Genomic DNA, 25,514 nt, shown 5'->3' on the forward strand with positions numbered 1-25,514 from the left:
CACACGAAGATGGAAATGCTCTCGCGCCGGGCGTTTGGGTTCAGAAATTTTGAGAATTACCGCATGAGAGTCTTGGCTCAGTGCGGTTGGAACGGTGTGATTAAACGGGTCTGATGAATGCTCATCCCCCGTTTATGGGGTAGAGCCCTTTATCTTTCTAGATAAGTTATTCCAACGACGCCGATTTTTGTATCGATCACTGTTGCACTAAAGAATTAGGCTTACAAGCCGAAGCTTGTAAGCCTAATTTTTACTGCTATATATTGGTCGGGACGGCGGGATTCGAACTCGCGACCCCTTGCACCCCATGCAAGTGCGCTACCAGGCTGCGCTACGCCCCGAAGAGAAAAAGATTATAGCAGAGAAAAAAAGGCCTGCAGAGAATTGCAGGCCTTTTTTTATAAAAACACGAAAATTTTTTGGCGCATAGTCAGACTGAGCCGAATCGACCCGCGTTAGCCGCGAGTCGCGTCGTTAGTTGCTACGTCAACGACCGGCTTTAACACCTCGCCCAGCATGGCCGAGATATTCCCAAGCTCGCTACGCAAGGCCTGTAGTTCCGCGCCGCTCAACCGGACAGCCGCATCCTGATCGTGCGGCATATCGCGGTTGTCGCCCAAGCGGTTGCGAGCACCGCTGATCGTGAAGCCTTGCTCATACAGCAGCGACCGGATGCGACGGATCAGCAAGACTTCGTGGTGTTGATAATAGCGACGGTTACCACGACGCTTTACCGGACTGAGCTGCGTGAACTCTTGTTCCCAATACCGCAGCACATGAGGCTTGACGAGACACAGGTCGCTGACTTCACCGATGGTGAAGTAGCGTTTGGCGGGAATGGGCGGAAGCGCCACAGCAGGTTCAGGACGAGTCATGGGTAAATTTTAAGCCGTGATGATCGGGGTGCCGATGACAATTGCCGACAAAGCGTATCACTCCTCGCTCTCGTCGAGGCCGTTGGGCTCGACGTTCTCGACGATGCTCTTGAGCTTCTGGCTGGCATGAAACGTGACCACCCGCCTTGCGGCAATGGGAATCGTCTCGCCGGTCTTCGGATTGCGTCCAGGACGCGGCGGCTTGTTACGCACCTGGAAATTCCCGAAGCCCGAGAGCTTCACCGCCTCGCCGCGAGCGAGCGCGTCGCGGATTTCTTCGAAAAACGTATCGACGATATCCTTGGCCTCGCGCTTATTCAAGCCGACCCGCTCGAACAACATTTCGGCCAGCTCGGCTTTGGTTAAGGTACGCGGCTCGGCAAGCATAGCTATCCCCATGATCAAGTACGCTGGCGCGCGCCATGGGCGCTAACCAGAGCTTGCGTAATTCGGGCCAGACAATCGGCCACGCGGGCTTCATCCAGTGTAACTTCCGTGTCCTGCAGCCAGAAGCGGAACGCCAGGCTCTTCTCCGTGACGGGCTTGCCGTCTTGAGCCTTATCGCGCCAGACGTCAAAGAGGCTGACGTCTTGCACAACCGACAATGTAGCATCCGCGGCGATGGCGGCCGCCACGGTGTCCAGCATCGCCTGCGCGGAAACTTGCAGATCGACCCAAAGCGCCAGGTCGCGTACCACGACCGGCTGGCGGGACAATTCGCGCACCTTCGGGAGCTGACCTTCGGACAAGGCTTCGACATCCAGCTCGAACACGACGGGTGCATGCGCCAGATCGGATTGCTGCGCCCAGCGCGGGTGGAGTTCGCCGATCCAGCCGACAGCGCGGCCGTCTAGATCGATGCGCGCGCTGCGTCCCGGGTGCAGCGCAGGATGCTGCGCCACGACGAATCGCAGCTGTTTGGCGCGCGCGCCGAATAGCGCCTCGACATCCATTTTGACATCGTAGAAATCGACCTGACGCGTGCTCACACCCCACTGTTCTTCGACGGCTGGGCCCCAGGCGGCCCCAGCCAGACGCAGAGGTTGATTCACACCGGCCACTGACAGCGGGCCATCTTGTTGCGCCTCATCGCGCAGGAATACGCGACCCAGTTCAAAGACGCGCACCCGCGATTGCTTGCGGTTGGCGTTGTAGCGGATGTTTGCCACGAGGCCAGCGATCAGGCTGGAACGCATCACCGACAGATGGCTGGCGATGGGGTTGAGCAGACGCACCGGATTGTCATTGCCGGCGTAGTCGCGTTCCCAGTCCGCTTCCACAAAGCTGTAGTTGACGACTTCCTGGTAGTCCTGAGCGGCCGCCAGACGACGCAGCGTATGCGGGCCACGACGCACTTCGGGTTGCGAGAACATCTGCGCGCGCGCAACCGGCGGCACGTCGGGCAGACGCTCGAAACCGTAGATGCGGGCGACTTCCTCGATCAAGTCTTCCTCGATTTCGAGGTCGAAACGGTAGGAAGGCGGATCGACAATGAAGTCCTCGCCGTCCAACTTGAAAGACAAACCCAGGTTCGTAAAGATCTGCGCGACATCGGCTTGCGACACCGCGACACCCAGCACACGATGGCAGCGCGACAGGCGCATGCGCACCGGCTTGCGCTCGGGCAGATTGACGACTTGATCGTCGATGGGGCCTGCCTGACCGCCGCAGATATCCAGGATCAGGCGCGAGATGAATTCCAAGTGTTCGGGGATGCTCGCGTAATCCACGCCGCGCTCGAAGCGATGGCTGGCTTCGGAGCTGAACTTGAAGCGGCGGGCGCGGCCTGCGATGGCTTCGGGCCACCAGAACGCGGCTTCCACGTAGATGTTGGTCGTGTCCAGCGTCACGGCGGTCGCTTCGCCGCCCATGATGCCGGCCAGGCTTTCCACCTGATCCCCGGCGGCCACGACGCCAACCTTGGGATTGAGTTCTACCGTCTGTCCATTGAGCAACTCAAGGCGCTCGCCTTCGCGTGCCCAGCGGACCTCGACGTCGCCACCGATCTTATCCAGATCAAAAATATGGGAGGGACGGCCAAGTTCCAGCATTACGTAGTTGGAGATATCGACCAGCGCCGAGATCGAGCGCTGCCCTGCCCGCTCCAGGCGCGTCTTCATCCACTCTGGCGTCGCCGCGCGTGCGTTGACGCCACGAATGACGCGACCCGCGAATCGGCCGCACAGATCCGGCGCGGAGACCTTCACGGGCAGACGATCTTGCAATTCGACCGGGACGGCGACGGCCGTCGGTATCGACAGAGGCGCGCCAGTGAGCGCAGCGACTTCGCGCGCCACACCCAGGATCGACAAACAATCGGCACGGTTAGGCGTGAGTTTCAGCGTGAACAGCGTGTCGTCCAGATCCAGCGCCTCGCGGATGGGCGTGCCGGGTTTGAGTTCGTTCGACAGTTCAAGCAGGCCGGCGTGGTCTTGCGACAGACCCAATTCGCGCGCCGAGCACAGCATGCCCGAGGACGCGACGCCGCGCATTTTGGCCACGCCGATCTTGATGCCGCCAGGCAGTTCGGCGCCCACGCGAGCCAAGGGAATCGTCAGTCCTTTCGCGGCATTGGGTGCGCCGCAGACAATCTGCAGCGGCTCGCCCGAGCCATCATCGACCTGACACACACGCAGCTTGTCGGCGTCGGGGTGCGGCGCGATGTCGACGATATGCGCGACGACCACGCCCGAGAAAGGCGGTGCGGCGGGCGCGGTTTCTTCGACTTCGAGGCCGGCCATGGTGAGCCGATGCGCCAGTTCGTCAGTAGTGATCGTGGGATTGACCAGGGCACGAAGCCAGGATTCAGGAAATTGCATGATCAGCCGTCGGTTATTCGTTGAACTGGCGCAGGAAACGCAGGTCACCTTCGTAGAATTGGCGCAAATCGTTCACGCCATAGCGCAACATCGTCAGGCGCTCCAGGCCGGAGCCGAACGCAAAGCCGATGTAACGCTCGGGGTCGAGGCCGAAGTTGCGCACCACTTGAGGATGCACTTGACCAGAACCGGAAATCTCCAGCCAGCGGCCACGGTTGGGGCCCGACGTAAACATCATGTCGATCTCGGCCGAGGGCTCGGTAAACGGGAAGAACGACGGACGGAATCGCACGACCAGATCGTCGCTTTCAAAGAAGCGACGCAGAAAATCAGTGTAGACGCCCTTCAGATCAGCAAAGGAGATGTCCTCGGCGATCCACAAGCCTTCGACCTGATGGAACATCGGCGAGTGCGTCGCGTCGCTATCGACGCGGTAAGTGCGACCCGGGGCGATGACCTTGATGGGCGGCTTGTTCATGCGGGCGTAACGCACCTGCATGGGGCTGGTGTGAGTACGCAGCAAAAGCGGCAGGCCGTCGCCATCTTTTAGATCGACGTAAAACGTATCCTGCATGGAGCGCGCCGGGTGATCCAGCGGATTGTTCAGCGCGGTGAAATTGGTCCAGTCGTTTTCGATCTCGGGGCCGTCGGCCACATCGAAACCGATAGAGCGGAAGATTTCCTCGACGCGTTCCCAGCTGCGGGCGACGGGGTGAATACCGCCCATCGCGCGGCCACGGCCGGGCAAGGTCACGTCGATCGTTTCTGCGGCCAGACGAGCATCGAGCTCGGCCTGAGCCAGCTCGGCGCGGCGTTGATTCAGTAAGGCCTCGATCTGCTGCTTGGCCTGGTTGATGCGCCCGCCCATCTCGCGTTTCTGCTCGGGATCGAGTTTGCCCAAGCCTTTGAGCATCGCGGTCAGTGCGCCGTCTTTACCCAGAAAGCGCGCCTTCGCATTTTCCAGCGCCGCGGCGTCGGTGGCCTCGGCGAATCGTTCTTTGGCCTGGGTGACCAGGTCTTCAGCCATTAAAGTCATGGAATCAGTGCCATAAAAAGTACCCCCACGCCGCACCAGTCGGGCTGCTGCCCGGCCCGTCCCCACCAGGGGCTCGGACCGGAGCAACCCCCTAGGGAAGTCTGCCTAGGGAGCTGTCGGGCCGAACCACAAGGTCGTCCCGACACGAATTCTGTCTTGGGTGTTCTACCAGGAACGGCCCCGAACAAAACGCAAACGGGGCCAAAAAGCCCCGTTTGCGGTAATGCGCGATGCGATCAGCGCACGTTAGGCAGCCAGTGCTGCCTTGGCCTGTTGCACGATGGCGGCAAAGCCAGCCTTGTCGCGCACGGCCAAATCGGACAGAACCTTGCGGTCGAGTTCGATCGAAGCCTTCTTCAGACCAGCGATGAACACGCTGTAGCTCATGCCATGCTCACGCACAGCTGCGTTGATACGCGTGATCCACAGAGCGCGGAAGGTGCGCTTTTTGTTGCGGCGGTCGCGGTAAGCATATTGACCAGCACGCATGACCGCCTGTTTGGCGATGCGGAATACATTACCGCGGCGGCCACGGTAACCCTTGGCGGCGGCAATGACTTTTTTGTGACGAGCGCGGGCGGTAACGCCGCGTTTTACGCGAGGCATATTAGATCTCCGTTATCAAGCGAAAGGCATCATGGCCTTGACGGAGGCCACGTTGGTTTCATGAACCGCCGCCGAACCGCGCAGCTGGCGCTTGTTCTTGGTGGTCTTCTTGGTCAGGATGTGGCGCTTGAAAGCCTGGCCACGCTTGATGGATCCGCTGCCGCGAACCTGAAAGCGCTTGGAAGCGCTTTTCTTGGTCTTCATCTTGGGCATGATGATTCCTACATATGTTGATTTAATATGAATACACAGGTGCCTGTCGCACGGAAGAGCTACCGCCCCACCGCCACGGCAAGACTTGCCGGACCTGGATTCACTTCTGGTTTTTCCCTGGCGCGACCAGGAAAGCCTTTGATTATATGGTGATTTTGGTCCGGTTGTCTAATTCGGTTGCCACTTCGTACAAGAGGATGGGTAATGGACACTGCGCGACGCTGCTGTCCGACCCAATCCCCGGCTCGTCTTATCACCAACCGGGATAGCCCGTCCCCCGGTCGCTCATCCGAGCCGACATCGATACTGAAGGGCCTCGGCCACATGACGAGCCTGGATGCGCGGCTGGGCATCGAGATCCGCCACCGTACGCGCAACCCGTAGCACACGGTGCGTGACCCGGGCCGAACCGTGCAGGCGCTGGATCGCCTTGACCAGCAGTTGCTGTGCGTCCGTTTCCAGTTCACAGTGCGCATCGATAGCGGCGCCTTCTAGTCTGGCAATGACGCCCCCTTGCCTCTCTTGCTGCAATGCCCGGCAACGCGCGACGCGCTCTCGCACGGCCTCGGACGGCTCTCCCGGCGGCAGTTCCAGGCAATCTGTCCCGGTCGCCGGCAGCTCAATCAGCAAATCCAGCCGATCCAACAACGGCCCCGACAAGCGGCTGACATATCTCGCCACTTGGTCAGGCGTACAGGCACAGGGGCGTTTGGGGTGACCGCGCCAGCCGCAGGGACAAGGGTTCATGGCCGAGATGAGCTGAAACCGTGCCGGATACTCGACGGCATGTCGGGCGCGCGCAATCGCTACCCTGCCCGTCTCGAGCGGTTCGCGTAATGATTCCAGCGATTTTCGAGTGAATTCCGGCAATTCGTCCAGAAACAGCACGCCATGATGGGCAAGACTGATTTCCCCCGGACGGGGAACGGCGCCACCCCCAATCAACGCCACGGCGGAAGCCCCATGGTGCGGCGCGCGAAACGGAGGCTGACGATGCAAGGCCGTGGCCGGCTGACCGGTCAGGCTAGATATCGCGGCCGATTCCAGCGCTTGCACGCGCGTAAGCGGCGGCAACAACCCGGGCAAACGCTGAGCAAGCATACTCTTGCCCGCGCCCGGCGGCCCGACCATGAGCATGCTGTGCCCGCCCGCGGCGGCTACCTCCAGCGCGCGCCGCGCCATGGGTTGACCGCGCACATCGGACAGGCACGGGGGAGCTTCCATCTGATCCCATGCCCGAGGCTCGCCTTTCGGTAGTCGAGCGTTACCCATCAGGTGGGCGGCGACATCCGCCAGTGTATTGGCCGCCAGCACATCCAAATCGGGCACCCAGGCGGCCTCCGCGGCACTGGCCGTGGGCAGAATCATGGTGGCGCCTGGCTGCTCTCGGGACACGGCCATCGCCAGCACCAAAGCCGCCCGCACCGGCACCAGGGCTCCCGTCAACGAGAGCTCGCCGGCGAACACCATGCTCTGAAGTGCAGACGGCGCGACCTCGCCCTTGCCCTCGTCTATTGCAATCTGGCCGGAGGCGAGCAGCACGCTCAATGCGATAGGCAGATCGAAACGGGCCGAGGCCTTCGGCAGGTCCGCAGGCGACAGATTGACAGTAATGCGACCATTGGGGAACTCAAAGCCGCTATTGACGATCGCCGCGCGCACGCGCTCACGACTTTCACGCACCTCGGTATCTGGCAGGCCCACTACCGTAAAGGCAGGCAAGCCCACGCCCAGGTGAGTCTCGACTCGCACGGCGGGCGCGTCGGCACCCGCCAGCGCTCGGCTGGCGAGAATTGCGAGCGTCATATAGCCCCCAAGTAAGATAGGAGGCGTCAGTATGAACAAAGACTCCACGCGCGACGGTTAAAAGCGTGACCATAATGTCACGCTCCACGACGGTCGTTTAACCCGCCCGCTCGGCACCCCATATCCGGGTCGGGTCGGCTGACCTAAGACAGCGATTTCAATAACCCGCGGCTGATGATCAGCTTCTGGACTTCGGTGGCGCCTTCATAAATACGCAACGCCCGGATGTCCCGATAGAGTTGTTCCAGCGGATGATTGCGCTTGACCCCCAGTCCGCCAAACATTTGCTGCATACGATCGATCACACGTTGCGCGCTTTCGGTCGCAGCCATTTTCGCCATCGCGGTTTCAATGGTTGGGGGACGTTTTTGGACGTCACGCACCCAGGCTGCGCGGTAGGTCAATAGCGCGCTTTGGTCGATATCGGTTGCGGCATCGCCCAGGGCGGCCTGGGTAAGCTGCATATCGGCGAGCGTGCCACCAAACATGCGCCGGGATGCAGCGTGATGCAAAGCGGCATCCAATGCCTTGCGGGCAAAGCCCACGGCGGCGGCGGCGACGGAGGTGCGAAACACATCCAAGGTCTGCATCGCGAGCTTGAAGCCTTGATTCAACCCACCTAGCATCTGGTTGGCCGGCACGCGGCAGTTGGTAAAGCGCAGCGTCGCCAAGGGGTGCGGGGAAATGACGTCGATCATCTCTGCGATTTCGAGGCCCGGCGTATCGGTGTCCACGATAAAAGCGGAAACGCCCCGTGCGCCAGCATCGGGGTCGGTGCGAACAAAGACGCAATAAAAATCCGCGATGCCTCCATTGGATATCCAGGTTTTTTCACCATTCAGAACGTACTCGTCGCCCCCCTTTACCGCGGCGCAAGACAAGGCGGCGACATCCGATCCGGCCTCGGGCTCCGACAGCGCGAACGCGGCGATTTTTTCTCCCCGCGCCACGGCGGGCAGGTAGGCGCGCTTTTGCGCGTCGCTGCCCGCGAGCGAGATTGCGCCACTGCCCAGACCCTGCATGGCGAAAGCGAAATCGGCCAAGGCATGGTGGCCAGCCAGTGTCTCGCGCAAAATGCAAAGGCTGCGCGAATCCAATTCGTCCAACGCGCCGCCATAGGCCCCGTCTGGGCCGGCTGGCACGCTATAGCGCAGCCAGCCGGCCGCGCCTAACGCCGCGACCCATTCCCGGCAAGCTTGCTCCGGGGAAACGTCTTCGCTGGGAAGTTCACGCTCGCCGCACCAGGCGCGCAGCCGTGTCGCCAGCTCGCGATGCGTGTCGTCCAGGAACGGCCATTCGAGCCAAGATAGGGAATGGGTCGAACTCATCCTTCATTACTCCTTTGCCGCGTACTGTTCGAGCAAGGGGCGCCAGGTCGTCAACGTGTTCTTGAGATAGTCGCCGAATTCCTTGGAGCCCTTGAAATCCACTTTCAGACCGAACTGATCCGAGCAGTTCGCGAATTCCGGGGTCTTGGTGGCTTGTTCAAAGGCGTCTTGAAGCTTACTGACCACTGCGGGGTCCATGCCCTTCGGCCCGGCAATACCGAGCAAGCTGGGTGCGACGAGGTCGTAGCCGAGTTCCTTTAGCGTAGGCGCATCGAACCCCTTCATCCGCTCATCGGTGTAGACGGCCAACAGGCGGAGACGGCCGTCACGTACGTAGGGCACCCATTCCGCGGTCTGGGCCATGAAATCCACATCGCCACGCAGCAATGCCGTAATCGCCTCGGGGCCGCTCTTGTAGGGAATATGCGTCAAGCGCGTTTTGGTTTCCTGCGCCAGGCGCTCGGACGTCAGGTGTTGAGGCGTACCAACGCCGGCCGTGCTGTAGCTCAACTCGCCCTTTTTCTGCGCCGCTTTCAATAGCTCCTCTACCGATTTGTAGGGCGAGTCGGCGCGCACCAGCAGGCCGACCTGGTACTGGGCCACCATGGCGACAGGCGTCAGGTCGGTGGTGACGTCATATTTGGTGCTGGGAGTGAGAACCTGATTCAGCAGTCCGCCAGTCGACAGCGACGCGATGTTATAGCCGTCGGGGCGCTGACGGATGATATAGCTGACCGACAACGAAGAGCCTGCCCCCGGGCGGTTTTCCACCACGACCGTCTGACCAAGGCGTTTGCCCACATCGACGGCGAGCGCGCGATTGCAGACGTCGGTGCCGCCGCCGGCACCGTAGCCCACGACCAGGGAAATGGGATTCTGAGGGTAGTCAGCAGCCTGCGCCACTGCGGTTGCACCAAGCGTCGCGCTCACCGCGAACGCCAGACGACATAGGGATGCCATTTTCATACGTGTCTCCTTGTAGTTTGCTTACGGCCTGACCGGCATTCACTCACCCGGCCGCCGTCCATTGGACGACCGTAATTTTGCACACCTAAACAGTCATATATATAGATGTTTGTACTAATAGATCTGGCCGGACGCAATGCGCTACGCTGCAGCCCAAACTGAATCTGACCGCGAAGGAGACGACATTGAGAACAAAGCGCGTGCTGGTCACGGGTGCCAGCAAAGGAATCGGCCGGGCGATATGCCAGCGCCTGCATGAGGATGGCTACTCGGTGGTGGGTGTCGCGCGGACACGGCCCGCGGACCTGCCAGCCGACATGGAATTCCATACGGTGGATTTGGCGGATTCCAAGGCGGTCGAGGCCTTTCTCGCGCTAGCCGTGCATCAGCCTTTTTACGGGCTGGTCAACAACGTGGGCCTCGTGCCCACGGACAATCTGGAAGACGTCCAGATCGAGGACCTCTATCGCGCAGTACAGCTCAATGTCGAAGTCGCGCTTCGCTTCACGAAACATCTGGCGCCCGGGATGAAGACGGCACGCCAAGGGCGCATTATCAATATCTCCTCGCGCGCCGCGCTCGGCAAACCGGGGCGCACGGTCTACAGCATGACGAAGGCCGGGTTGATCGGCATGACGCGCACCTGGGCGCTCGAACTCGCCCCCTACGGCGTGACAGTAAACGCCGTGGCGCCGGGGCCTATCGCCACCGAATTCTTTGCTGGCGTGAACGATCCCGACGACGCCCGCACCCAGTCACTGCTGTCAGGCATCCCCGTCGGCCGCATGGGCCGGCCTGAGGAAGTTGCGCACGCGATCGCGTATTTCCTCGACGAGCGATGCAGCTTTGTGACCGGGCAAACCCATCTGGTCTGCGGTGGTGTGTCCATCGGCGCGGCCTGACTCAACGTACAAACCATTCCCTAGACGAATACGGCAGACATCAAGCCCTGCCTCTTCAACATTCCATCAATTAAAAAGAGACACGATATGAAGCGTTGGACGAAACGACCCGAAGGCTCGACCTGGGGCGACTTTGGCGAAGACGATCAACTTGGGCGCGTCAACCTGCTGGGCCCCGAGCAGATTCTGAAAGGCGTGAGCGAGGTACGCGAAGGACGCGCCTTCTGCCTGTCGCTGCCCTTGGATCTGCCGGGCGGCATGGCCCTGAACCCGCGCCGCAAGCCGCCGCGCCTGTCGGGCACCGAACGCGATGGCGTGCCTTACATGAATTTCCCGATGAAAAACCTGGATGCGTCGTCCATCGACGTGCTGAGCGACGATCAGGTGTTGATGTCGTTACAGTACTCGACGCAATGGGATGCACTGGCCCATGTCGGTGCGCAGTTTGATGCCGATGGCAACGGTACGCTGCGCAAGGTCTATTACAACGGCTATGCAGCGGGCAAGGATATCCTCGACGCCCCGCATGGCGAGGATCATGGCGATTGCTGCGGCAGCGGCACGCACGCGATGGGCGCGCAAAAGCTGGGAATCGAAAATTTCGCGGTAAAGGGGATGCAAGGCCGCGGCGTGCTGGTCGATTTCACACGCCACTATGGCCGCAACCGTCAATTGATCGGCTATCGGGAACTGATGTCGGTCATGGAAAAAGACGGTGTGATCGTCGAACGCGGCGACATGCTGGTGCTGCGTACCGGCTTTGCCGAACTCATCATGGAAATGGCCGGCGAGCCCGATTCCGAAGTCCTGCACGGCGCCTGCAGCGTGCTCGATGGCGCGGACGAGCAGCTACAGCAATGGATCACCGATAGCGGCATTGTCGCGATCTGCGCCGACAACTACGCCGTCGAGGCGTATCCGGCGCGCGATCGCGAAGGCAAAAAATCGCTGCTGCCACTGCACCACCATTGCTTGTTTAAGCTGGGCCTGCCGCTGGCCGAGCTGTGGTATCTGAAAGACCTGGCCGAAGCACTACATGCAGCCAAGCGCAACCGGTTCTTGTTGACCGCTCCGCCGCTGCGCCTGCCGGGCGCGGTGGGATCACCGGTGACGCCTATCGCCACGATTTAAGGAGCGGCACATGGATTTTTACTCGCTGCTGACTCAGCATGCCCGCAGCGCGCCGCAGCGCATCGCCTTTCAGGAAAAGGACCGGGCAGTCGACTACGCTAACCTGCTTGCCGAGGTGGATCGCCTCGCGGCGCTTTTGCAATCGCACGGCGCGCGTCGCGGCGATCGACTTGCATTGTGGATGCCGAACTGCGTCGAGTGGTTAACGACGTTTTTGGCCTGCGCGCGCCTCGGAATCACGGTCATCGCTGTCAACACACGTTTTAAAGAGCACGAAGTCGGCCAGCTGCTGGAACGCGGGCGCTGCAAATGGCTGGCTTGCTGGCCAGGGTTCAAGAGCTTGCCCTTCATCGATATCTTGAACCGGGTTCAGCCGGCCATACTTGGCCAGCTACGCGGCGTGTTGGTCGTAGAGGGCGATGCGTCGGTCAATGAACGGCTGCGTAATGTCGTATCCGGCGCCGACCTCATCGCCTATGGCGATGCAACGAACGTGTCGAGCGAGATCGCCGAACCCGGCGAGGAAAACGATGGGGCGCTGGTCTACACCACGTCTGGCACCACGTCGGCACCCAAGCTGGTACTGCATCGTCAAAAAGGCCTGACCATGCACGGCGCCATCGCGGCGCGTGCGTATGGCGTTGACGCGCACAGCGTGGTGCTGATTGCCGCGCCGCTTTGCGGAGCATTTGGTTTTTCGACCATGTTAAGCGGCCTGGTGCCCGGCGCCACGCTGGTGTCACTGGCGGTGTTCGATGCGAAAACGACCTGTCGGCAAATCATTGAGCATGGTGTGACGCACACACATGCCAACAATGAATGGCTGGACCTGGTGCTGAAAGAAGCCCCCTCCCAGACAAAGCCCTTCCCCAGCCTGCGCTATGTGGGCTTTGCGAGCTTCGCCCCATCGCTGGATGATTTGCCTGAGCGGGCGCGCGCTGCGGGGATCCCAATTGCCGGGTTATACGGATCCAGCGAGCTGCAGGCGCTGGTCGCGGGACACAGATTAGACACGGAATGGCAGCATCGTCGCATCGCGGGCGGGACACTGGCCTCGCCAGATGGCCGGGTACGTGCCGTCGATTCGGAGACAGGCGCGGTACTGCCGCACGGCGCCATCGGGCAGATCGAAATCAAAGCGCCCAGCCTGATGTCGGAATACCTGGACAATCCGGAAGCCACGCTCAAAGCGGTGCGCCCCGATGGATATTTCTGCACCGGCGATCTGGGCTATACGCTGGACGAGCACAGCTTTATCTTCCAAGGTAGAGATGGTGAGCACCTGCGCTTAGCCGGCTTTCTGGTCAACCCGATGGAGATCGAGTCATTCATCCGCAGTTTGGAAGGCGTACAAGCCGTTCAGATCGTAGGCGCGGAACAGGCCGGCAAAACGGTGCCCGTGGCATTCGTCATCCGCGCGCAGAATGGCGACGTGACCGAGCAAGCCATCATCGCCGCATGTGCAAGCTCGATGGCAAAGTTCAAGGTACCGGTACGCGTGGTGTTCGTAGACGAGTTCCCGACGGTTCAAAGCGCCAACTCGAACAAAGTGCAAAAGCACGAACTTCGACACATCGCTCAGGAACTGTTGGACGGACTTTAAACCGACGATCGTAGAATACGCGCCTATGCCACGACGCCCTAGCCTCCCTACCCTGTCCAAAATGCACGCTTCCGAGGTGCTCTCGCGCAGTAAACAACCGATTTATCTGCAACTGGCCTCGGAGTTCCGTCGCAATATCGCGCAGGGGGTGTGGGCGCCGGGCGCGCAGATACCCTCGCTGGAAGAGCTCATGGCGCAGTATCGCGTGGCGCGCATGACGCTGCGCAACGCGATTGGCATTCTCGAGGACGAGGGCTATATCCGTCGCGGCCGCGGGATCGGCACCTTTGTCGAAGCGAAAATTCCCAGCGTGACGGAATTGCAGATCCCGTCGAACTGGGAAGAGACCGTAGCGTTAAGCGATGTGCTCGGCACGGAAAGCATCGTGGACCGCGAGGACGCGGTCGAACAGTTGCCGGACCTGGGGATGCACTACGAGGGGGCGTACGCTCCCGCGTATCGCTATTTATGCCGCCTGCATGTCAAGGACAACGTGCCTTACTGCTTTAGTGAAGTCTATATTGACGATGAACTATTCAGCGCGCATCGCGGCGAATTCTTAAACTCTGCCGCTGCATCGGTGATCGCCCGTATCCCCGACCTGACACTGCACGAGGCACGTCAGAAAATCACCATCGCGGGCGCGGGGATTCAGTCCGCCCGCGCGCTGAATTTGAATGTCGGTGAGAGCGTGGCGGAGGTGCGCCGCTATGCCTGCGACGCACATTGGCTGATTTACTTCGCGCGCCTCGAATTCCCAACGAAGTTTGTCAAGCTGGAATTCGATTTGCTTCGATAAGCCTCGACCCGTCTCGCGTGGCGATGGAAAGTGGCGGCGAGCCATAAATTGACAGCGCGCCAGTTGCCGCGCGCCCGGCATCAAGCAAGGTGCCGGGCACATCGGAGCAGGCTTATAGCTGCTCAGGCGTCGGGCCTGGAGTGGGGGTTGAACTTGGCGTCTGTACGGCGCCTTGCGTCGATGTTGTACTTTGCCCCTGCGCGGACTTGCTTTCAAGCGCCACGATGCGGGTCTCCAGCAGTTGCACTTGTGCAGCCAACTGGTCGACGCGCTCGCGCGCACGGGCCAGCAGATCGGTCTGGACGTCGAACTCCTCGCGCGTAATCAAATCCATGCGCGTGAACGCCTGGCTCATCACGGCCTTGACGTTGCGTTCAAGATCGGCCGCCGGGCTGCGCGCAATTAAGTCCGACACATTCTTCTGTAGATCTTCAATCCACTGATTGCGGTTCATACGTCCTCGCATGGTGATTCTCGATATGCACAGTGTAGACCGTTACCGCGCAAATAAAAAACGTCGGCCTGCGATTTCTGATGAAGCTCGATGTGAATTAAAAGGCATTTATGGACAGCCAGTTACGAGCTCGATGGGATTGCGTTTTTCGGAGGTAACACTCGCCATCAGAACTAGCATAAGTGCATTGACGATGCCAATTAAGGAACATGGAAGCAAGACGTCTCCGGCCGCTCCTGCCAAAGCGGGTGATTTTCCCAACCTGGAGTAAACCCCATATCAGCCACCGACAAGCCGGACACCGCCGGGAAGTCATCGAGCAATCGCCGCAACCGCGCAGGCCACGTCGAATTCGGGCTGACGACGCGCATCAGGTGCAGCAAAATGCACAGCATCACGAACAAGCGTGAGGCGACGGCCGGCTGGCCGATCACGAGGTCGAAGGCCGGCATCACCCCCGCACGCGGCAACTTCGGCTGATCCACCAGATTCTTGTTCCACAAACGGCTGTGGTGAGCCGCAACATTGCGCACGAAATTCAATGCTCTGAGCCAGCTTTGCAAAAGCTGGCCGTCGGGTAAGCCGTAGCGCTCGGCGATCGCATCTCGATCATCCACCCGCATGCCTTGGTAAAAGGTGGCCAACATGCCGAAGTCCCATAGTTCAACGCTTACCCAGACGGGAAATGGCTCGCCGTACTTTTGCTTATAGTGCCTGACAAAATCCTCCCGTGAGCGCGCCACCATCTGTTGGTGCTTATCCAACCAATTTTGATGGGCTGTGCGACCCGTTGCCGGATGTACTTTCTTGGCGAAGTTCCCATGCAGCATGGCAGGGTTCATATGTGCGAAGGGGTCACGTTCACCCAGACGGTAAGACACATCCACTCGCAAGGCCACCTCGATGCGCTCGATAGCATCAAGGACTAGCAGGCGAAGTCGCTTATCGAAGACATAAAGAGCCAGGACCTGCTCGAAGCTACTGCCTGGGCGGAACGCGTCAGCCCGCTGCACGGCAACCTTCGGCGACCCAGCAGTTTGCAACAGCACAGTCTGGCGCAGCGGATACCAATACGCACTCAGCCGGTAGTAGCCAATGCGGCGCAAGCACGCTAGCGCTGCCGCCTCGTCGGTAACGTCCAAACCACGGTCCTTCAGTAGGGACAGCTGCTGTTCGCAGGTGAGGTAGGGCTTGTTGTACGTAGACATGGTCGGCACAAAAGAAAACCCACCCGTACATCTTTCGACGCAGAGGGGTGGGCCGTGTTGAGATCGATTTTAACGGGTCTGGATATAGACCTCAAGGGCAATGGCCATCGGACCCGTCTGGGATTCCAGAATGTTCGCCGTTATGACCCGCTTCGCGCTTCGATACCAGGTGGAATGATGGCCACCGCGGCGAATGAATCGTGGTGGCCTCCGGTAGCCAACAAAAAAATGGGCGGGCCGAAACGGCACCGCCTCAAAGCACAGGAGAAATAGAAACGCGCCCGTTGCCTAGCAACACGGCCCTCTCGCGAGCGCCTATCGTTTTGCATCCGGGCGTAGTCATTCTCTCTGACGCCTAAGGAACTGAACAGGCACGTCATGTAAACCGTAGTTTCATAGTATTTGATGGAATGCTGAGACGCGACGAAAGAGTCGCATCAATTCGATACAAGACAGCCCTTTCGCACATATTTAGTTTCAGAAGCGCCGCGCTGGTGCGTTGCACCACTTTGGGGCAGATCGATTTCAGTGCGTTGCACCACATTGGGGCCGAAGCAGCAATGCACGCTATCGGCCACACGCCGCGAACCCATGGCAAGGGGGAAAAAACCGACTTGCCCAGCATGCCAAAAAGTTGGCACACCTATTGCTTAAGTGATCAGGCGTGAATGCAACCCTCATAGGAACTGCCATGAAACTGATTATCGCCATTATCAAGCCGTTCAAGCTCGACGAAGTCCGGGTAGCGCTGTCCGGCATTGGCGTTCAGGGCCTGACCGTGACCGAAGTCAAAGGCTTCGGACGCCAGAAAGGACATACCGAACTGTATCGCGGCGCTGAATACGCCGTCGATTTTTTGCCCAAGCTGCGCGTTGAAGCCGCGGTGCCCGATCACCTGGTTGACCAGGTCGTCGAAGTCATCGAGCAAGCCGCCCGCACCGGCAAGATCGGCGACGGCAAGATCTTTACCGCACCGCTGGAACAGGTCGTCCGCATCCGGACCGGCGAATCTGGCGAAGCCGCACTGTAAACACACAACGACAAAATGCATGCATGGGAGCATGAATAATGGATAAAGCGGATATTTCCTGGCTACTTGTCTCTACCCTGTTGGTCCTGATGATGGCAGTGCCGGGTCTGGCCCTGTTCTACGGCGGCATGGTTCGCAGTAAGAACGTGTTGTCTGTCTTGATGCAGGTGCTTTGCACCTTTGCCCTGGGCCTGGTGCTGTGGTTCATCTACGGTTACTCGCTCGCATTCACGGAAGGCAACGCATTTTTCGGCGGTTTCTCCCGCACGTTCTTCTCTGGCATGTTCACACCGGCCGACGGCGAATACGCTATGTCCGGGTCCGTCACGGAACTGCTGTTTGCCTCGTTCCAAGCGACTTTCGCGGGAATCACCTGCGCGCTGATCGTGGGCAGCTTCGCTGAACGTGTTCGTTTCTCGGCGGTGTTGGTCTTTACTGCCATCTGGTTCACGTTTGCGTATCTTCCTATCGCCCATATGGTCTGGTTCGCGTCGGATGTCGCCCCTGGCTTCCTGAATGCTCGCGGCGCGCTTGACTTCGCTGGCGGTACCGTCGTGCACATCAACGCCGGTGTGGCCGGTCTGGTCGGTGCTTATGTTGTGGGCAAGCGTGTCGGCTGGGGCCGTGAAGCCATGCAACCGCACAACCTGCCGATGACCTTTATCGGTGCTGCCTTGCTGTGGGTGGGTTGGTTTGGTTTTAACGCGGGTTCCGCGCTGGCTGCTAACGGCGATGCAACCCTGGCTTTCTTCAACACCATGATTGCAACCGCCGGTGCTGTGTTAGCGTGGATGATCACCGAATGGGCCGTCAAGGGTAAGCCGTCGATGCTGGGTGCCGCGTCGGGTGCCGTGGCGGGTCTGGTGGGTATCACCCCGGCCGCTGGTCTGGTTGGCCCCGTCGGCGCCTTCATCATCGGTATCGCTGCAGGCTGCATCTGCGTGTGGGGTGTGAATGGTCTCAAGCGTATGCTGCGTGCTGACGATTCGCTCGACGTATTCGGCGTGCACGGTGTGGGCGGTATTGTGGGTGCCCTGCTGACCGGTGTGTTCAATGCGCAAGCGCTCGGCGGCCCCGGCCTCGACAGCACGGGTTTGATCCTGGGCCAAGTGTGGGTCCAGCTTGAAGGCGTGTTGATCACGATTGTCTGGTCTGGCGTGGTGGCCTGGATCGCCTACAAGATTGCCAACATGCTCTGCGGCCTGCGTGTACCGGAAGATCAGGAACGCGAAGGTCTGGACGTCACGACGCACGGCGAATCGGCGTACCACAGCTAAAAACGAAAGGGGCTGCCACCGCGGTGTCTCATCGCGGAATGAGCAAACTACCCCAAGGGGAAGCCACCGATGCGCAAGCATCGGTGGTTTTTTATTGGCGCCTAGTATCGATACTGCACAGCCAGGTTGCCACCCGTTTCGTGATATCCCCCGCTGCCCTTCTGATGAAAGAACGCGGCGCTCAGGGAAAGACGCGGATTAAGGGCGCCATCAATACCGAGCTTTAATTGGCCGACGCTGCGGCCGCTGTTAGCGTGCACGGTTTTATCGTCCACGCGCGCGGCATAACCCCGGCTGGCATGGACCCAATTCGCTTCGATATACGGGTTTAGCGTGGAGCTGACACCAGTGGGAATGCGCAAGGCCGCGCGCAGGCCCAGCAGGGATTGCGTACGCGCATGATTTTGCAATGCAATCTGCGTGTCGTGCGCATGATGCCCGCTCGGCGATCGAACGTTTTGGTAAATCACTTGAGCATGCGGCTGCAGAATGAATTGGCCATGGCCGACTTGTCCGAGGGGGGCGTCATAGCCGAACTCTACGGCCGCTGTGATGCCCTTTGAATCATATTTTTCGGCGCCGAAGTTCGGCCCACTGACACGGTTCTTAAAATGATTCCATAGGACCCAGCTATCCGCGTACAGCCCGTTTTGTGATCCGCGGCTTTGCCCGTATGTGCCATAGATACCGACGCCATGGCCGTCGACCCTGCCGATGCTCGTGTTAGCCGCCATCCGAGCCCGAGTATGGCCGGTGAAGTGACCATATCCCCACATGACCCCCAGCGCCACCTTTTCGTCAAGGCGATTCACATGGCTGACCAGATCGACACCCATGATGACCACGTTCTTGTCGCCGCGTGTACGTAATTGCCCCGCAGCGGCATTCAGATGCAACTTCGATCCGTTGTAGTGAATCCACGCTGTAGGCGAATCTGCTATCCCCTCATTCATGACATAGCTATTGCCCCGGTCGCTATGCGTCAACTGAAACATCGTATTCGCCGCATGGGCGTTCGCCAGGTATGAGCCGATCGCGGGCCGAATCGCGGTTCTCGCATGCAGGAGCTCTGGCAGGCGATGCTCGATGAGCGAGGGTTCCTCCTGGATGGTCTCAGTTTCGGATTCGTGCTGCTGTGTGCTAGTGGCTCCTTGGCTGTCATCCTCGGCATCTTGCTCGACCGGCTCTTCGTTCAGCGAAGTGGCCGCTGCCGGCTCGTCCGACACAGGAACAGTTGAGGGTTTCGGCTCTGGTTTTCCTTCGAGGTTCGCCCAAGGGTCAGAATTTGGACCCGCTTCGGGATCTGAGCCCGCTCCCGGATCTGAGCCCGCCCCGGGATCTGGATCTGAATCACCGTTGAGATGATCATCGGCGGTCACGGCCGATTGAGATTCCGATGCTGCATCACCATTGGAAGCATGCGATTCTTCGCCATCCGCTGGAGGAAGAAGGCTCGGCGATGGAGGGACCCGCGTGTTCGGTGACGGCGATACAGGCTGGCTTTGTGATGTCGTTACGGAGGCGCCGGGTGACGTCGATGGGGATACGCTAGGCGACCTCGATACGGATAGACTGTCCGACGCCGATGGGGACACGCTTGACGATGGCTGAGGCGGAACGGTAGATGACGCCGACACAGGGATGCTCAGAGCCTCATTTGGTGCATTCGATGAGGGACGCTGCGAATGCGACGCGTGTGACGGGCTTTGCGTTTTGGCGACCACCGCCTCTGACTTCAACTTTACGGGCGTTGTTTCCCACGGGAGCAATGGCGTTCGCGTTGGTACTATTGCGCGGCTAGCCGCGGACTCATTGTTCTGGCCGCTCGTCGTGATCGTCACCTCCTCGGCCGCGACAGTTTGCGATTTGCCCTGTGGCGTCGATGAATGCGAAGGGCTATTGGAATCCGCGGACGTCGGGGACGTCGTAGGATTGCGCGGGGGGAGCGGTGCGGAACTCGAAAAAGACACCGGCGACTCGACCGGCGGCGAAGGCGGAGGCGTTGGCGATGGTGTTGGCGGGACGCCGTGCTTCGGTGGTGTATTCTTGTCGATCGACGAGGGCGAGACGAACTGCCTGATCTCGATGGTCGTGTTGAGCGGGGCCGGTTTGATGTCATTGCCCGGCGGGGAAGGCTGCGAGATTGAGATCGGTGTCCCGGCCGAGAGATACTCGGTTATCTCTTCAATTTCTGGTTTTAGTTCCAGTACGTGGGGATCGTTCTTTTCTTCGAGTATGGACGAAGCACCACCCGACTTCGGCAGCGAGACCAAGTACCAATTCTTTACGGCGTCCTTGTCGACAAAACTCTCATTGCCCTGCACCAGAAAGTAGTCAAAACCGCCTAACGAAGTGTCCCCGACGAGGGTAAGTTTCGCATCCGAAGCACCGGCCACTTCGATAAGTTTGAGTGGCGACCCGGTATAGGGAAGTGGCGCTCCCTCCCCCACCAGGCGTATGGAGACAGTGGCCGATCCGACGAGGTCTCCCTCGACCTTGACGCTATCCGCGATGGAGCCACCCGTGTTATCCGAGACGGGGTTAATCACGGCAGATAGATGTAGCGCGCTGTCTACACCGGCACGGTAATCGCGCAATACGTATAGCGTGTTGCCGCTAATGCCCTTGCGGCGTACACGCACAGTTCCCTCGCTGATCAGATCTCCCGGCACGACGAACGCGCTGGGCAGGTAATGGGGATAAGAGCGCGGCGTGCCAAGTGCCAACGTGCCTCGCGGTTCGATCTGGATATGCGTGTGACGGCCAGGTTTAACCGACAGGTCAGGCGCATCGCGCGTGTGACCGATCAGAGTCGCTCCGCTTTTGACGGTGAATTGTTTTGCCTCGTTCCACTGTGGACCATCAAGGTCATGGATCCGAAACGAGCCCTCTTCGACGACAACACTGCCCTTGAAATCCGGTTGTGGCCTGGAGATCAGTAGCGGAGCGTCGCCCCGCTTGATAAGCTGACCCCCGGCATCGGCACGTAAACGCACTTCAGTCACCAAGAAATGATCCGCGGTACGCATACCGGGCGTAGCGATGGCCGGCCGACCCGACTCTGACAGGTGTGTCTCGACGATCACGCTCGAATTGCCGAAGTCGATCATCGGCTGCCCTGATCGCCCGTCTTGCTTTGTGTTCAGCGTGTAAATAGGTTTTCCGTTTTCTCGGGGGGGTGTGGGCGCCTGTCCCATCGCGGCGGCGTGCATCAAGACACCCGCGCACACGCTACCCACCATCCGCCCCGCACCACCGCGGCGCCCGCGCGGCCTAAAGCTCATCCGGGCATTCCGTTGGCCACGCCATCCTACCTTGCTTGATCTTTTCATTACTTCGTTCTCCAACCATAAGGAAAGCGGCCGACTGTCGGGCTTCGTAGGGCCGCCAACAGGGCACGGAGGCCCCGGCATGGCGGTTGTTATCAAAGCCGAGCTTGACCGCGAATCGAGGTTTTCGAGACGCAAAGGAGGGAGAACAAGACGTGTCTGACGCGCCCGGAGGCGCAGCGGCGCTCGCGAGAATAGGGATCACCTGCCCAGGTGGCCGCGATGACCGGCCGGGGAAGGCGCAGTCATGAGGGTTACCCAAATCGAAAGTTATCGCCCTAGCTTAAGCAATCGTCATCAAACTGGCGTTACCTCCGGCTGCCGCCGTATTCACGCTGACCGAGCGTTCCGCCAGCAGTAACTCGGGCGCATACGTGGCACCGGTTGCTATGGCATCGGGTGTGAGGCCCTGCACGATCACTATCGGGCCATCGCGCGAGGCAATGCGTTCGTTCCACGCGCGTAGATCATCGCCATCGCCTTCGAAAAGCACGCCGTCAAAGACCGCAGTGTCGATATCTTCGTTACCAAGAACAGTCAGGTCGGCCGCGACGTTCTCGCGCCATTCGCGTACTGCCGGGCCATCCAGAAACAAGGGCTTATTACCCGTTGACTTCGCGACCTCATATTGTGCGCGCGCACCGGCGGCCGTGGCAGCCACGCAGAGCAACGCGCCATGTGGACGCAGGAGGTATGTGTTCTGCTCACCGGTAGGCCCGGGCAGGGTCAGGACGCCAGGAACGGTCGCGCCTTCGACACCGGGGGGCAAGCCGGGCGGGCGCATGGCAAGCAGTCGGTACAGATAGAGTGGCCCGCCCGCTTTCGGCCCTGTGCCGGAAAGGCCTTCACCGCCAAATGGCTGCACGCCGACCACCGCGCCGACGATGTTGCGGTTGACGTACATATTGCCCGCATGCACGCGGTCCGTGACATGGCGTATGGTTTCATCAATACGGCTATGCACACCGAAAGTAAGGCCATAGCCGGTCGCATTGATCTGTTCAATGACCTTATCCAGATCGTCGCGCCGGTAGCGTACGACATGCAGCACGGGCCCGAACACCTCGCGAGTCAAAGCACCGATGTCGTCGATTTCGATGAGCGTGGGCGCTACGTAGGTGCCGTATAGACACTCTTGCTCTAAATCAACTTGATGAACGCGATGACCCGCTTCGCGCATCGCATCGATATGACGCATGATGTTGTCGCGGGCTTCGACATCGATGACCGGGCCCACATTGGTGGCCAGATGGTCCGGCTTCCCGATACGCAGCTCGCGCATTGCGCCACGTAGCATATGCAGGATGTGGTCCGCATTGTCCTCCTGCAAACAAAGGACGCGCAAAGCGGAACAACGCTGACCGGCGGAGTCGTAAGCCGAGTTCAGGACGTCCGCGACGACCTGTTCGGCCAGGGCGGAGGAATCGACGATCATGGCGTTCTGACCGCCCGTTTCCGCGATCAAGGGAATGGTATGGCCATGGCGATCCAAGCGCCTCGCTAGCGTGCGCGCGATCAAGCGTGCCACATCCGTCGATCCCGTGAACATCACACCGTCGATGGACGCATCCCGGACCAATTGCGCACCCACCGTTTCACCTCGCCCGGGCACAAGCTGCGCGGCGCCGGCCAGCACGCCGGCATTGCGCAGGATCTGTATGGCTTGCGCGGCGATCAGGCATGTCTGTTCAGCGGGCTTGGCGATGACGCTATTGCCAGTGACCAGCGCGGCGGCGACTTGCCCCATGAATATCGCGAGCGGGAAGTTCCACGGACTGATGCATAGCACCGTACCCAATGGGCGGTGAGTGTCGTTGTTGAATTCTCGCTCGGCCTGATCAGCGTAATAGCGCAAAAAGTCCACCGCTTCGCGTACTTCGGCAATGGCGTTGGGCAAGGATTTTCCGGCTTCGCGCACGATCAAGCCTAAAAGCGGCTGCATGCCTTCTTCTAACATCTGGGCCGCGCGGCGCAGGCAGTGCGCGCGCTCGGCGACTGGGGTGGATTGCCAGATGGGCGCGGCGTTCTTGGCCGCGCGTAGCGCGTCCTCGACTTCGTCGGTCTGTGCTTCGATCAGTTGGCCGACGACATCGCGGTGATCGGCGGGATTGCGCACATCAATGGCTCGCACCGGATCCCACGGGCGCTCGGCTTCGCCCAGCATGGGCATGGCCCGCCACGGCGTGGCGGCGCTATTGAGAAGCGCGGCGGCAAGTGAGCCCAAGCGGTGCTCGTTGGTCAGATCCAGACCGGCAGAGTTCAGTCGCGCGCCTTTCAGCGGCGATCCGTATAGCTCTCTCGGCAGCGGGATCTGTTCGTGCGGCGCGCCCAGGGGCGCAATGCGCATCGCAACGTCGACAGGATCGGCGACCAAGGTCTCGATGGAGACGCTCTTATCGCCAATTAAATTGACGAATGAGGTGTTCGCGCCATTTTCCAGCAGGCGGCGCACCAGATAAGCCAACAAGGTTTCATGGGTACCAACCGGCGCATAGATCCGACAGGGACGGTTTAACTTGCCCTGCGAAACAGAACCAACGACCTCTTCGTACAAGGGCTCGCCCATGCCGTGCAAGCATTGGAATTCGTATTGACCCGGATAATAGTTCTGCCCGGCCAAATGATAGACGGCCGCGAGCGTGTAGGCATTGTGGGTCGCGAATTGCGGATACACGGCATCCGGCGCGGCGAGCAGCTTGCGCGCACACGCGAGGTACGATACATCGGTGTAGACCTTGCGCGTATAGACCGGATAGCCTTCCAGGCCATCGACCTGCGCGCGCTTGATCTCGGTATCCCAATAGGCGCCTTTGACCAGCCGTACCATGATGCGATGCTGCGTTCGGCGGGCCAGATCAACGATGTAATCGAGAACAAAGGGCGCGCGTTTTTGATATGCCTGCACGACAAAGCCGATGCCATTCCAGCCATCGAGTTCTGGCGTCACGCAAAGCGACTCAAGCAGATCCAGCGAAATCTCGAGACGATCGGCTTCCTCGGCATCGATATTCAGACCAATGTCGTATTGTCGGGCCAAGATAGTCAATGCTCGGACGCGAGGCAGCAATTCCTGCATGACGCGTTCGCGCTGCGCGCGCGAGTAGGTCGGATGCAGCGCCGACAGCTTGATCGAAATGCCAGGGCCCTCGTAGATTCCGGCACCTTGAGCCGCCTTGCCAATCGCATGAATAGCCTGCTCGTAAGAGGCGTAATACCGCTTAGCATCCTCGCTGGTGGTCGCGGCCTCGCCCAGCATATCGTAGGAATAACGAAAGCCCTTGGCCTCCAGTTTCCGGTTATTCGCGAGCGCCTCGGAGATGGTTTGGCCCGAGACGAACTGCTCACCCATCATGCGCATTGCCATGTTCACGCCCTTGCGCACCAGGGGCTCGCCCCCTTTGCCAATCAGACGGGTCAATGCCTTGGATAAGGACTGTTCGCTATTGACGGCCACGAGTTTGCCCGTAAGCATCAGGCCCCACGTCGCGGCATTCACAAACAGGGATTGCGATCCGCCCAGATGTGCGCGCCAATCGCCACGGGAAATTTTGTCGCGAATCAATGCGTCGCGCGTGGCACGGTCCGGGATGCGCAACAACGCCTCGGCCAGACACATCAGCGCCACACCCTCTTGGCTGGACAGCGAAAACTCCTGGATCAGAGCTTCGACACCGCCACCTCCCCGCTTGTCACGCAAGGCCTGCACCAGCCGCGTGGCCAGGTCCTGGATCTTGTCTCGATGCGGCAAGCGAGCTTGGCCCAACAACAACGGCACGCACTCGGGTTCGGGACGGCGATAGGCCGCCGTGATTGCCGCGCGCAGGACCGATTGAGGCTGCACTTCATGACCGAATTCAAAAAACGGCGGTACGAACGGAGCTGCCGGGGATTCGGATGCATTGGCTTCATCACCCGCGAGATGAACGATCTCGGCAGGCAATTGGCCGCGCTCGATGCGTTCGAGGTAAGCCAGTAGCGCCTGCTTGTGTAGCCAGTGCGGCGTGCAATTTAGTTTCTGAGCGGCCGCCTTTAGCCGGTCGCGCAGCGCGTTGTCTACTTTGACGCCCAGTGTGGTGGTGCTCATGGTGGGGCAATTCCTATTCGGCAGGCGCACGACCGCGAACGGGATGGC

General features: G+C 60.1%; 20 protein-coding genes and 1 tRNA gene. 7 read left to right on the forward strand and 14 right to left on the reverse strand.

Annotation, left to right across the window (positions count from 1 at the left end):
• Positions 1-9: 9 nt before the first annotated feature.
• Positions 10-114 (forward strand): hypothetical protein, encoded by a 105-nt coding sequence (locus GOQ25_RS19745; protein ID WP_370519879.1) that lies wholly within the window; start codon positions 10-12, stop codon positions 112-114.
• Between the two features lie 150 nt (positions 115-264).
• On the opposite strand, the gene GOQ25_RS03495 is transcribed toward GOQ25_RS19745, so the two are convergent.
• The 10 genes from GOQ25_RS03495 to GOQ25_RS03540 all read right to left on the reverse strand — a co-directional run bounded on the left by GOQ25_RS03495 (position 265) and on the right by GOQ25_RS03540 (position 9,649).
• A tRNA-Pro gene (locus GOQ25_RS03495) sits at positions 265-341 on the reverse strand.
• A gap of 114 nt (positions 342-455) precedes the next feature.
• Entirely contained in the window at positions 456-875 is a 420-nt protein-coding gene (locus GOQ25_RS03500) for a MerR family transcriptional regulator (RefSeq protein ID WP_160349065.1), read from the reverse strand.
• Between the two features lie 57 nt (positions 876-932).
• On the reverse strand, positions 933-1,274 hold the full coding sequence (locus tag GOQ25_RS03505) for an integration host factor subunit alpha (protein WP_160349066.1): 342 nt from the start codon (positions 1,272-1,274) through the stop codon (positions 933-935).
• A 2-nt stretch (positions 1,275-1,276) separates the two neighbouring features.
• Positions 1,277-3,694, reverse strand: a complete 2,418-nt coding sequence (gene pheT / locus GOQ25_RS03510) for a phenylalanine--tRNA ligase subunit beta (RefSeq protein WP_160349067.1) — start codon at positions 3,692-3,694, stop codon at positions 1,277-1,279.
• A gap of 13 nt (positions 3,695-3,707) precedes the next feature.
• The gene (gene pheS / locus GOQ25_RS03515) at positions 3,708-4,730 is read right to left on the reverse strand and encodes a phenylalanine--tRNA ligase subunit alpha (protein WP_160349068.1); all 1,023 of its coding nucleotides are present in this window, start codon (positions 4,728-4,730) and stop codon (positions 3,708-3,710) included.
• Positions 4,731-4,976: 246 nt separating this feature from the next.
• A complete protein-coding gene (gene rplT / locus GOQ25_RS03520; protein WP_160349069.1) occupies positions 4,977-5,336 on the reverse strand; it encodes a 50S ribosomal protein L20 in 360 nt (119 codons plus the stop codon).
• A gap of 15 nt (positions 5,337-5,351) precedes the next feature.
• Positions 5,352-5,549 carry a 50S ribosomal protein L35 gene (rpmI, locus tag GOQ25_RS03525; protein ID WP_012249552.1) on the reverse strand — a complete coding sequence of 66 codons (198 nt, stop codon included), beginning with the start codon at positions 5,547-5,549 and terminating at the stop codon, positions 5,352-5,354.
• 285 nt (positions 5,550-5,834) lie between these two features.
• The gene (locus GOQ25_RS03530; RefSeq protein WP_160349070.1) at positions 5,835-7,355 is read right to left on the reverse strand and encodes a YifB family Mg chelatase-like AAA ATPase; all 1,521 of its coding nucleotides are present in this window, start codon (positions 7,353-7,355) and stop codon (positions 5,835-5,837) included.
• Between the two features lie 143 nt (positions 7,356-7,498).
• Positions 7,499-8,683, reverse strand: coding sequence for an acyl-CoA dehydrogenase family protein (locus tag GOQ25_RS03535; RefSeq protein WP_160349071.1), 1,185 nt, complete (start codon positions 8,681-8,683; stop codon positions 7,499-7,501).
• Positions 8,684-8,689: 6 nt separating this feature from the next.
• Positions 8,690-9,649, reverse strand: a complete 960-nt coding sequence (locus GOQ25_RS03540; protein ID WP_160349072.1) for a tripartite tricarboxylate transporter substrate binding protein — start codon at positions 9,647-9,649, stop codon at positions 8,690-8,692.
• 185 nt (positions 9,650-9,834) lie between these two features.
• Between GOQ25_RS03540 and GOQ25_RS03545 the strand changes: the two genes are divergently transcribed.
• The 4 genes from GOQ25_RS03545 (at position 9,835) to GOQ25_RS03560 (ending at position 14,084) form a co-directional block, all read left to right on the forward strand.
• Positions 9,835-10,551 carry an SDR family oxidoreductase gene (locus tag GOQ25_RS03545; RefSeq protein ID WP_160349073.1) on the forward strand — a complete coding sequence of 239 codons (717 nt, stop codon included), beginning with the start codon at positions 9,835-9,837 and terminating at the stop codon, positions 10,549-10,551.
• An 87-nt stretch (positions 10,552-10,638) separates the two neighbouring features.
• Complete coding sequence (locus GOQ25_RS03550) at positions 10,639-11,682, forward strand: cyclase family protein (protein WP_160349074.1); 1,044 nt, start codon at positions 10,639-10,641, stop codon at positions 11,680-11,682.
• 10 nt (positions 11,683-11,692) lie between these two features.
• Positions 11,693-13,285 carry an AMP-binding protein gene (locus GOQ25_RS03555; RefSeq protein WP_160349075.1) on the forward strand — a complete coding sequence of 531 codons (1,593 nt, stop codon included), beginning with the start codon at positions 11,693-11,695 and terminating at the stop codon, positions 13,283-13,285.
• A gap of 25 nt (positions 13,286-13,310) precedes the next feature.
• Positions 13,311-14,084 (forward strand): GntR family transcriptional regulator, encoded by a 774-nt coding sequence (locus tag GOQ25_RS03560; RefSeq protein WP_160349076.1) that lies wholly within the window; start codon positions 13,311-13,313, stop codon positions 14,082-14,084.
• Between the two features lie 112 nt (positions 14,085-14,196).
• Here the strand turns inward: GOQ25_RS03560 and GOQ25_RS03565 are convergent, their stop codons facing one another.
• Both GOQ25_RS03565 and GOQ25_RS03570 read right to left on the reverse strand, forming a co-directional pair.
• Positions 14,197-14,538 carry an accessory factor UbiK family protein gene (locus GOQ25_RS03565; RefSeq protein ID WP_160349077.1) on the reverse strand — a complete coding sequence of 114 codons (342 nt, stop codon included), beginning with the start codon at positions 14,536-14,538 and terminating at the stop codon, positions 14,197-14,199.
• Between the two features lie 200 nt (positions 14,539-14,738).
• A complete protein-coding gene (locus tag GOQ25_RS03570; RefSeq protein ID WP_160349078.1) occupies positions 14,739-15,746 on the reverse strand; it encodes an Abi family protein in 1,008 nt (335 codons plus the stop codon).
• Positions 15,747-16,437: 691 nt separating this feature from the next.
• Between GOQ25_RS03570 and GOQ25_RS03575 the strand changes: the two genes are divergently transcribed.
• Together GOQ25_RS03575 and amt are read left to right on the forward strand one after the other, a co-directional pair.
• On the forward strand, positions 16,438-16,776 hold the full coding sequence (locus tag GOQ25_RS03575; protein WP_160349079.1) for a P-II family nitrogen regulator: 339 nt from the start codon (positions 16,438-16,440) through the stop codon (positions 16,774-16,776).
• A gap of 38 nt (positions 16,777-16,814) precedes the next feature.
• A complete protein-coding gene (gene amt / locus GOQ25_RS03580) occupies positions 16,815-18,053 on the forward strand; it encodes an ammonium transporter (protein ID WP_160349080.1) in 1,239 nt (412 codons plus the stop codon).
• A 101-nt stretch (positions 18,054-18,154) separates the two neighbouring features.
• Here amt and GOQ25_RS03585 read toward each other — a convergent pair whose 3' ends face one another.
• Both GOQ25_RS03585 and putA read right to left on the reverse strand, forming a co-directional pair.
• Positions 18,155-21,520, reverse strand: coding sequence for an autotransporter outer membrane beta-barrel domain-containing protein (locus GOQ25_RS03585; RefSeq protein WP_160349081.1), 3,366 nt, complete (start codon positions 21,518-21,520; stop codon positions 18,155-18,157).
• Positions 21,521-21,665: 145 nt separating this feature from the next.
• Complete coding sequence (gene putA / locus GOQ25_RS03590) at positions 21,666-25,466, reverse strand: trifunctional transcriptional regulator/proline dehydrogenase/L-glutamate gamma-semialdehyde dehydrogenase (RefSeq protein ID WP_160349082.1); 3,801 nt, start codon at positions 25,464-25,466, stop codon at positions 21,666-21,668.
• Positions 25,467-25,514 lie beyond the last annotated feature (48 nt).

Source organism: Bordetella sp. 15P40C-2 (genome assembly GCF_009763235.1).
In the GTDB taxonomy this organism is placed as follows: domain Bacteria; phylum Pseudomonadota; class Gammaproteobacteria; order Burkholderiales; family Burkholderiaceae_B; genus Bordetella_A.